Here is a 7,253-nt window from a genome sequence, read left to right on the forward strand (position 1 = left end):
GGTCTCTCGGTGCCGCCATTAACCGCTATGACAAGGTAGTTCGTGAGCGTACTATGACCACCGGTCTCACGGTGTCAGCCACTAACCGCCATGACGAGGTTGTACACGATGCAGCCGCTAATCGCCATGGCAGGCTAATCGTGGCGCACAGACCGCCAGCTACACGGCGCCAGCTACTAGCCGCCAGTCGCCGTCGCCGCGCCCCAAGCAGCCGGCGCATTTTTCACCAAAATAACTGACCGGACGTTCAGTCTTTAGATTCGACAAACCGTGAAACTTCGCTCAACAGGAGGCCGCCTATGAAAGAATTGTTTCAAAACCGCGTGTTCCGCGTCGTCATCGCCGCCGATCTTTTGCAGCAAATTGCGATTTGGGTCCGCAATATTGCGCTATTGTTTTACGTCATGGAGCAAACCGGCAGCGACCCGGTTGCCGTATCGATGCTTACGGTCATTGAGCAGGCACCGATTTTCTTATTCGCCTTCTTGGGCGGAACGCTCGCCGACCGGTGGAATCCGAAAAAGGTGCTGATGACCAGCGATATGCTTAGCGCCGCTTCGATCGCCGTCATCATGCTGCTGATCGCAGGCGGCTACTGGGAAGCCGTCTTTGCAGCTACGCTCGTATCCGCCATTGTCAGTCAAATTTCCCAGCCGGCTTCCGTCATCATTTTCAAAAAATACGTGCCCGAATCCCAAGTATCCGCAGCCATCGGCCTAAGCCAGAGCATGATGTCCCTGTTCATGATCGTCGGACCGATGGTCGGGACGCTTATCTATTCGTGGCTCGGCATCACGTATTCACTGCTTTGCCTGTTCGTGCTGTTCGGCGCATCGGCGCTCGTCCAAACGCTGCTGCCCAAAATGTCAAAGCCGGAACGTCCCGCAGACAGCCGGATTTGGCAAGAGATGAAGGAGGGGTTCCGGTACGTGCGCGCAAACCGCAACCTGCTGCTGATCGCCGGAGCGTTCTCGCTGATCGGCCTCGGGTCCGGTCTCATCCATCCGCTCGACGTCTACATCGTGACCGATCGGCTGCAGCTCGACAAGGAAGCGCTGCAATGGTTCTATGCGCTGTCCGGCATCGGCATGCTGATCGGCGGGCTAACCGCAGCGGCTGTCGCCGACCGGCTTAACACAAGGCTGATACTTTTCGCGGGCATCGTTTTCCTATCGATCTCGATCGTCGTCGAAGCGCTCTCCGTCTGGGTCGCCTTGACCGCCGCCATGCGCTTTCTCGTCGGTATCATGATGGCGTTCATGCAAATCGTGCTCAGCATGCTGCTTATCAAGCTTGTCGATGAAGCGTATGTCGGGCGTGCGAACGGCGCGATCAGTCCTCTGATGATCGGCGGGATACTCGCCGGGTCGGCGCTGTCCGGCTTCGTCCTGAAATCGACGACACTCATCGTCACGTTCGGCATATCGGCCGCGATCATTTTTGCCGCCGCATGGTTTTGTCTCGGGCTTACCGTCCCTCAGCGCAAGCAGCCCGCTGCCGGACAGGAGTCCGTCGTTCAAACCCTTAACTAAGCAAATCGTCTATGGCTGTCCGCCTGCGCTGCCGCGAGCCGAGGTGAATACACTATCCTGTATGTTGTCCCGTCCATGTGAAAGCTCGTCATCGAACGCTACGTTATTATGGAAGCAGTGTAATATGCCGTCGCTTGCCTTGGACAATAAGCTCCGCTTCCGCCGTTTTGGCGCAAGCGCATCGGGAGGGATCCGCCTGCTATGGCAACGGAAATAACAATAGCCGCTATCGGTGATCTGTTGATGAAAAAAAGCGTCATCGCCGCAGCCAAAAGAGCCGGACGCGGCAAACGTCACGTTTTTGACGGCATGTTCGCGGAGGTCGCTCCGCTGCTTAAGCAGGCCGACCTGACGATCGGCAATCTTGAAACGACGTTCGCCGGGCGCAACGCTTCAGGCGTTGCCGGCACGACCGAGTCGCGGCACCCGAAGACGAATTTCCCCCGCTTCAACTGTCCCGACAGCTTTGCCGGCACGCTGAAGCGGCTTGGCTTCGACGTAATGACCACGGCCAACAATCACTGCGTGGATCATGGCATCGGCGGCTTGAACCGTACGCTGAACGTGCTCGACCGCGCCGGTCTGGCTCATACGGGCACGTCCCGTACAGCCGCGGAATCCGGAAAGCTGCTTATCCGCAGCGTCAAGGGCGTTCGTGTCGGCATTTTGGCCTACACACAGGGGACGAACCGTCTTCCCGTACCTAAAGGAAAGACGTGGGCGGTCAACAAAATCCGCTTCGGCCGCATCGCATCGGATTTGCGCAGAATGCGGCGGTTGGCGGATGTTACGGTCGTCTGCATCCACTTTGGCTCGGAATACAAGCTGGAGCCAAACGCCTGGCAAAAGCAGGTTGTGCGCAAGCTGTTCGCGTTAGGCGCCGACGTCGTTCTGGGTGCGCATCCGCACGTGCTTCAGCGCCACTCGCTCCGAACCGTAAAAGACGCGAGCGGAAGATCGCGCCGGCGTTATGTCATTTATTCGATGGGCAACTTCATCGGCTCGAAGCTGAAAAAAAACGACCATACCAAAAACGGCGTTATCGTCAGACTCACGATCCGCAAGCAGCGCGAGGGTCTCGCCGGCGTCGTCAAAGCCCGCGCCGTTCCGACGTGGATCGGTCGTCCAGAAAAAGCCGGTCATGCAGGCTATCGGCTGCACACAATGCGCCAAGCGCTCGCGCGAGCAGCAAAAAACGGCAGCGAGGCACGCACGCTGCGCCGCGTCAATCGTCGCGCCGCGACGCTGTTCGGTTCGCAGCTGTCTTGATGAGGCCAGCGCACATTCCTCGTTCGGCAACCGGCCGTGACGACCTGCCACGCCGCATAAGTATACGTTCCGTTCATCGTAAGGCCTCTTCCGCCGGGAGTCGGGCACAGGCTTGATCCCGCGATCGTACATTTTCGTCAAAAAAGTCTACCTGCATCTTTGACGCTGGCTTTTCCGGCATAAAAAAATCCGGCGATCTCTAATAGATCGTCGGATTTACAATTAATTATGCCTGAACCTTCTCGTCCAGAAACAGCCGCATCGCTTCGAGCAGTCTTTCGGGCGCTTCGTACATGCTCATATGCCCCGCCTCTTCCAGCAAAAACTTGTGCATATTCGGCTTGTTGACGTGAAACGTTTTGTCGGGCGCGACGATCTGGTCCTTCTCCCCTGCCACGAGCAGTACGGGGACTTTGGAGCCTTTGAGCACGGCTGTGCGGTCCGGTCTCGCCCGCATGCCTGCGAGCGTACGGATTGCGCCGTCACGTTTGGTCGCCTTGCCGATTTTAAGTGCTTTTTCGACTTCATCCGGCATCGATTCCACATGCTCGGGGGCGAACAGCTTCGGGATCAGCCCTTCGATAAATGGATTGAGCCCTTTCTCGCGAATCAGGTTCATGTTTTTGGTCCGGTTCGTTTTTCCCTGCTCGTCGTCAGGGAACGAAGCCGAGTGGATAAGTCCGAACGCTTTCAGCTTCTTCGGATACCGCTCGGCAAAAGCCAATGCGACATACCCGCCGAGCGAATGGCCGAGCACCACCGCCTTTTCCACCTTCAGCGTACGCAGCAGCTGCGCGACATCCTCCGCCATCGCTTCCATCGTATAAGGGTCCTCGGGTGCGTCGGAATCGCCGTGGCCGCGCTGGTCCGGAGCGATCACCCGATATTTCTCGGAAAGCGCGGGCACGACTTGATCCCAGTATGCCCCGCTCCCGCAAAAGCCGTGGAGCAAAACGACCGGCAATCCGCTGCCTTGATCCGTATAAGCCAGCTTGTTTTCATTTATCGAGATAAATTTTTTGGCCATTTTATTTCCCTCTTCTTCTATGTAGGTTGTGTCGGTTAACGGGCGGAACCCTTCCGCTTAGTATTCTCCATTTCCGCTTGGTTCCATCATAACCCGTCCTTGCTCCGATCACAAACCAAAGTTTCAATACCAAAAGCCGCCTCAACCAATCCCATTGGCGAGGCGGCTTTGTTCTCGTAAAAGCAATGAATCAGGCTTGTCCGTTCTAGTTGAGAACGCGGCGTGCTGTCGTGTAGTTTTTGCTCCACCAGCCCGAGCTCATGTCGGAAATCGTCACGCCCGGTTTCCCGTACGTGTGCATGATTTTGCCGTTGCCGATATAGACGGCTACGTGATGCACCGGCGAATAGAAGAAAACGAGATCGCCCGGCTTCAGCTGGCTGCGCGGCACGTATTTGCCTACGCTCAATTGCTGCTTGGAAGAACGGGGAAGCTGAATCCCTTGCTTGCCAAAAATATACTGGGTAAAGGACGAGCAGTCGAAGCGGCTTGTACTTCCTTTTGCAGCACCGTATTGATAGGGCACGCCCAAATATTTTTTCCCTGTGGCAATAATATTGTCCGCTTTGGCGGATGCGGACACCGCTGTGGCGGCGTGAGCAGGCGCTGCACCGAATGCAGCCGTTCCCGAAAGCATGAGCGTCAGACTCAAACCTACAGCAGTCAGCGTTTTACCGAAACGGATGTTTTTAAAGTTAGTCATCATGAAGTCCTCCTTCAGGTTTTGAGTTGCAAAGCATTGCCTGGGACAACTATAACACGGGATTTTATCCCACCATTTGCCAAAGGGAGCGCAAACCTCCGCCGTTACTGCGCGAAAACGCTTTAATAAGAAAATCGTAAGAATTGTCTCATCGAACCTTCATCATTTTATCACCCGATTCTCTTATTCCTGTGATAGGCTGTTAGATTTGCATAGCAATGCCGCGGAAGGGGCACGATATTCCCAGAGGTCATGCCTATGAGACGATTATTGCTGATTGAGGACGAATTGAATTTGGCCCGTTTTATCGAGCTTGAGCTGCAGCATGCCGATTTCTCGGTCACTGTCGCCCATGACGGCAAACAAGGACTCGGTCTGGCATTGGACGAGGATTGGGATATCGTCCTTTTGGACGTGATGCTTCCCGGCTTAAACGGAATCGAGGTATGCCGGCGAATCCGCAATCATAAACAAACGCCGATTATTATGCTCACGGCAAGAGACAGCGTTATCGACCGGGTCTCGGGCTTGGACAGCGGCGCGGACGATTATATCGCGAAGCCTTTTGCCATAGAGGAGCTGCTCGCCCGCATTCGCGTCATTTTGCGCAGGATCGATCAGTTTGAGGATAAAGCTCCTCTGCTGTCCAAAAGCGGGTTGACCGTAGACGAACAATCCCGCACCGTAAAAAAAGGGGGAACTGTAATCGAGCTCACCAAACGGGAATACGATCTTCTCCTGATGTTCATGCATAACCGGAACCGCGTCCTGTCGCGAGAGCAGCTGATCGAGGGCGTATGGGGCCGCGATTGCGAAGCCGAAACGAATGTCGTTGACGTTTATGTACGGTACCTGCGAAACAAGCTCGACGAGCCGGATGCAGACAGCTTCATCCAAACGGTGCGCGGCGTCGGATATGTAATGAGATGAAAACGATCAAGCGCCGTTTCCTCTGGCTCCCGATCAAATGGAAAATCGTCCTTTGGTCTTCCGGCCTGCTCCTCTTCCTGTACGTCATTTATAACGTCGTCCAATATACGGTGATCAACCGTTGGCTGATGAAGCAGGAGGAGTCCGCGATTACGAAAAACATGGACGAGATCCTCGGCTATTTTCAAGAGAAAAATATGGACTTTACCGGCGAAGAGCTTCGCAGAAGCCGGCTTTACCTCGACCGCATCAGTCAAAATAACCAGCTGATCCGCATTTTGGACGGAACCGGGACCCCCATCCTGACGATCGAGAACGGACTGCCTGCCAGATGGATCGCATCGGAGCCCGTTTTCATTCAGCAGCTGACAAGCATGTACTATTATGAAAATCGTTTGCTGCTAATTCGCAGCCCTTTGGTTACGGATCATTTTACAGGGACGATCGAAATCGCGAATCATCTCGTATCGACGGAGAAGCTGACCCGTTTGATGCTGTTCCTGATGCTTGCCGGAGGCTTTGGAGCCATTCTGTTGAGCGGAGCGGCCGGGCTTGTACTGGCAGGGTGGATTTTGAGACCTTTGCGGTTGTTGGCGGAGACGATGAGAAGCATTAAACAAAGGGGGTTGCACGAACGCGTTCAGGTGGTCGATAACCGCGACGAGCTTTCGATGCTCACGAGCATGTTCAACGAAATGATGGACCAGCTGGAGCAGGCTTTCTTGCGGCAGCAGCAGTTTGTCGAAGACGCCTCGCATGAATTGCGGACGCCGATTTCGATTATCGAGGGTCATCTTTCCTTGCTTCAGCGCTGGGGTAAAAACGATCCGCTCATACTCGAGGAATCGCTGAACGCTTCCTTGCAGGAGTCCAGACGGCTACAGCATCTTGTACAGGAGCTGCTGGACTTGTCCAGGGCCGAAACCTTCGACATGGCTTATGAAGAAAAAGCCGCCGATCCCAAGTTAACCATCCAGGCGACGATTAAAAACTTGGCGATTCTTCATCCCGATTTTGACTTTGAAACCGATCTCGGCGGCCTGGACGGCGCAAAAACCGCGATCGCCCCTCATCACTTGGAGCAGATCCTGCTCATTCTGATCGATAACGCCGTTAAATATTCGCATCGGGAAAAAAGAGTCACGGTTTATGGAGCGGCTGCGGATACGGTTATTAAATTGGATGTGATCGATTACGGGATCGGCATCCCGGCCGAGGAGCTGCCGAACATCGGGCATCGTTTCTACCGCGTCGACAAGGCGAGAACCCGCAGACAAGGCGGCACCGGCCTCGGTTTGGCGATCGCCAAACGGATCGTTGAACGTTACCGCGGAAGCTTGACGATCGACAGCGTCGAGGGAAAGGGCACGAAGGTGAGCGTGGTTTTGCCTGTTACGTTGGTATAGCACTTTCGCCCGTTTGCGGCCTGCCTAGGGCGGATTTGTTGTACCGCGTGCAACTTTCCATCCGTTCGCGGCCCGACCCAGGCAGATTGTTGTACCGCGTGCAACAGTTCGACCGTTCGCGGCATGCCTCGGGCGGATTGTTGTACGCCATACAACAGTTTTGCCCGTTTGCGGCATGTCCCGGGCGGATTTGTTGTACGCCATACAACAGTTTCGCCCATTTGCGGCATGTCTCGGGCAGATTGTTGTACCGCGTGCAACTTTCCACCCGTTCGCGGCCTGCCCCGGGCGGATTTGTTGTACGCCATACAACAGTTTCGCCCGTTTGCGGCATGCCTCGGGCGGATTTGTTGTACCGCGTGCAACTTTCCATCCGTTTGCGGCAT

5 protein-coding genes and 1 pseudogene are annotated in these 7,253 nt (G+C 55.2%); 4 read left to right on the forward strand and 2 right to left on the reverse strand.

The annotated features are described in order from the left end of the window. Positions 1–269 precede the first annotated feature (269 nt). Together DQG23_RS32215 and DQG23_RS32220 are read left to right on the forward strand one after the other, a co-directional pair. Positions 270–1,532: pseudogene (locus DQG23_RS32215) on the forward strand (MFS transporter); the annotation flags it as partial. 201 nt (positions 1,533–1,733) lie between these two features. Then, on the forward strand, positions 1,734–2,801 hold the full coding sequence (locus tag DQG23_RS32220; RefSeq protein ID WP_113035145.1) for a CapA family protein: 1,068 nt from the start codon (positions 1,734–1,736) through the stop codon (positions 2,799–2,801). A gap of 226 nt (positions 2,802–3,027) precedes the next feature. On the opposite strand, the gene DQG23_RS32225 is transcribed toward DQG23_RS32220, so the two are convergent. Both DQG23_RS32225 and DQG23_RS32230 read right to left on the reverse strand, forming a co-directional pair. Continuing rightward, complete coding sequence (locus tag DQG23_RS32225) at positions 3,028–3,828, reverse strand: alpha/beta fold hydrolase (RefSeq protein WP_113035146.1); 801 nt, start codon at positions 3,826–3,828, stop codon at positions 3,028–3,030. Between the two features lie 205 nt (positions 3,829–4,033). Continuing rightward, positions 4,034–4,531 carry a C40 family peptidase gene (locus DQG23_RS32230; RefSeq protein ID WP_113035147.1) on the reverse strand — a complete coding sequence of 166 codons (498 nt, stop codon included), beginning with the start codon at positions 4,529–4,531 and terminating at the stop codon, positions 4,034–4,036. A gap of 258 nt (positions 4,532–4,789) precedes the next feature. On the opposite strand from DQG23_RS32230, the gene DQG23_RS32235 reads away from it, so the two are divergent. Then, a complete protein-coding gene (locus DQG23_RS32235; protein WP_113035148.1) occupies positions 4,790–5,461 on the forward strand; it encodes a response regulator transcription factor in 672 nt (223 codons plus the stop codon). Next, positions 5,458–6,867 carry a sensor histidine kinase gene (locus tag DQG23_RS32240; protein WP_113035149.1) on the forward strand — a complete coding sequence of 470 codons (1,410 nt, stop codon included), beginning with the start codon at positions 5,458–5,460 and terminating at the stop codon, positions 6,865–6,867. Before DQG23_RS32235 ends, DQG23_RS32240 begins: the two co-directional genes overlap by 4 nt. Positions 6,868–7,253: the final 386 nt, after the last annotated feature.

Source organism: Paenibacillus contaminans (genome assembly GCF_003285015.1).
In the GTDB taxonomy this organism is placed as follows: domain Bacteria; phylum Bacillota; class Bacilli; order Paenibacillales; family NBRC-103111; genus Paenibacillus_V; species Paenibacillus_V contaminans.